Below are 2,003 nucleotides of genomic sequence, written 5' to 3' on the forward strand. Positions count from 1 at the left end.
ATCCAGTCGTTTGGCTGCGCCAGCAAGGCGCGCAATCGTGTGGCCAGTTCCGCCGTCAATACCGGCGTCGCGCGGCGGTAGGCCGCGACCGGTTCGACCCGGGCGCCCGCGGCGCGCAAGGCGTCGGCCAGCAGCTCGCGGCCGCCGTCGCCGCGCACGATCAGCACGCGTTTGCCGGCATACGCCGCCAGGTCGAGGCGCTGCAGCAGGTGCTCGGAATCGCTGTGCGCGCTGTCGGCCGGGCTGAAGATCGTACATGCGTCACCGGTCACCCCGTGGCGTGCCAGCGCGGCGCGGCTGCCGTCGCCGACGATCGCCACCGGCACGGCCGCTGGCCAGGCGTCGATGTGCGCGAACGCGGCGTCGATGGCATTGGGCGAGACGAACGCGACCAGCGCAAACCGGTCGAGTTCAGCCAGCGCCGCGCGTAGCGGCGCCGCATCGTCGACCGGGCTGATCTCGAGCAGCGGCAGCAGCACGGCCGTGCGGCCGCTGGCGGTCACCGCCTGCGCCAGCGCATCGGCCTGCGCGCGCGGGCGCGTGACGACGACGACGCGCGCCGTCTCAGGCATGTCAGGCATCCTGGTTTGCAGCGGCATCGAGACGGCACGCCGCCAGGATCGCATTCGCATCCTGCTGGGCCAGCAACTCGGACACCTGCTCGCCCAGGTACTCGGGCTGCTCGACCGGACCGCTGACTTCGGCGTGCGCGCTGCGCTTGCCGTCCGGCGTGGCAACCATCGCGCGCAGGCGCAGTTGGCCGCCCTGCACGGTGGCGAACGCCGCCAGCGGAATCTGGCAGCTACCACCAAAGATGCGCGAGACCTTGCGCTCGGCCAGCACGGCGCTGGCCGTGTCGTCGTGGTTCAGCGGCGCCAGCACGGCGCGCAGGTCGACGCCGTCGCTGCGCGCGCTGCTCAGGATCTCGATCGCCATCGCGCCCTGCCCGGCCGCCGGCAAACTCATTTCGGGTTCGAGCAGTGCGCGGATGCGCTGCGGCAGGCCGAGGCGCTTCAGGCCCGCGGCGGCCAGGATGATGGCGGCATATTCGCCGCGATCGAGCTTGCCCAGGCGCGTATCCAGGTTACCGCGCAGCGGCAGGATGACCAGGTGCGGATAGCGCGCCGCGATCAGCGACTGGCGGCGCAGGCTGCTGGTGCCGACGATGGCGCCGGCCGGCAGCGCGTCGAGGCTGGCGTAATCGTTGGAGACAAACGCGTCGCGCGGGTCTTCGCGTTCGAGCACGGCGGTCAGCTCGAAGCCTTCGGGCAGCTCCATCGGCACGTCCTTGAGCGAGTGCACGGCCAGGTCGGCGCGGCCTTCGGCCATCGCGACTTCGAGCTCCTTGACGAACAGGCCCTTGCCGCCGACGGCCGACAGTGTGCGGTCGAGAATCTGGTCGCCGCGTGTCGTCATGCCGAGAATCTCGACGCGGCACTGTGGATATAATGCGACGAGCCGGTCGCGTACGTGCTCCGCCTGCCACATGGCCAGGCGGCTCTCGCGGGATGCGATAATGAGTTTTGACGGCATCGTTGGCGCCACTGGCGCCGAAGTACCCTGCTGAATAGCTGCTAACACACGAATTCTTTCACTGTCATTGGGCCGATCCGGCCGATGCCGGTAACCGCTCCCTGCATAAGATCACAAATTTTATCATGGGGGCCTCTTGCAGACCGTGGCCAACCGCCCTCGCACAACGCTTACTTGTGGTTGATATGAACAATCCTGCTCTCCCTGACGTAACCGCCGGCGCCGACAAGGACGCGCCGCTCAAAGAAGACATCCGCCTGCTCGGCCGCCTGCTGGGCGACGTACTGCGCGACCAGGAAGGCGCCGAGGTCTTCGACCTGGTCGAAACCATCCGCCAGACCGCCGTGCGCTTCAGGCGCGACGACGATCCCGACGCCAGCAAAGAACTCACCACGATGCTGCACGGGCTCACGCGCGACCAGACCATCTCGGTCGTGCGCGCGTTCTCGTACTTTTCGCACCTGGCCAAT

3 protein-coding genes are annotated in these 2,003 nt (G+C 68.5%); 1 reads left to right on the forward strand and 2 read right to left on the reverse strand.

The genetic code is table 11. From position 1 onward, the window contains the following. Window positions 1-572: uroporphyrinogen-III synthase (locus AC1DYN_RS32235; protein ID WP_477966822.1), on the reverse strand; the 572-nt coding region annotated here is incomplete at its 3' end. A 1-nt stretch (window position 573) separates the two neighbouring features. Then, a complete protein-coding gene (gene hemC / locus AC1DYN_RS32240; RefSeq protein ID WP_332529931.1) occupies window positions 574-1,533 on the reverse strand; it encodes a hydroxymethylbilane synthase in 960 nt (319 codons plus the stop codon). A gap of 185 nt (window positions 1,534-1,718) precedes the next feature. On the opposite strand from hemC, the gene AC1DYN_RS32245 reads away from it, so the two are divergent. Then, a partial coding sequence (locus AC1DYN_RS32245) for a phosphoenolpyruvate carboxylase (protein WP_477966825.1) occupies window positions 1,719-2,003 on the forward strand: 285 nt, incomplete at its 3' end.

This window comes from Rhizobacter sp. P2_D12 (genome assembly GCF_056404395.1).

Excerpts from the sequence above, each read along its gene's own strand:
- hemC (WP_332529931.1), bottom strand. The coding sequence starts at position 1,533 with ATGCCGTCAAAACTCATTATCGCATCCCGCGAGAGCCGCCTGGCCATG.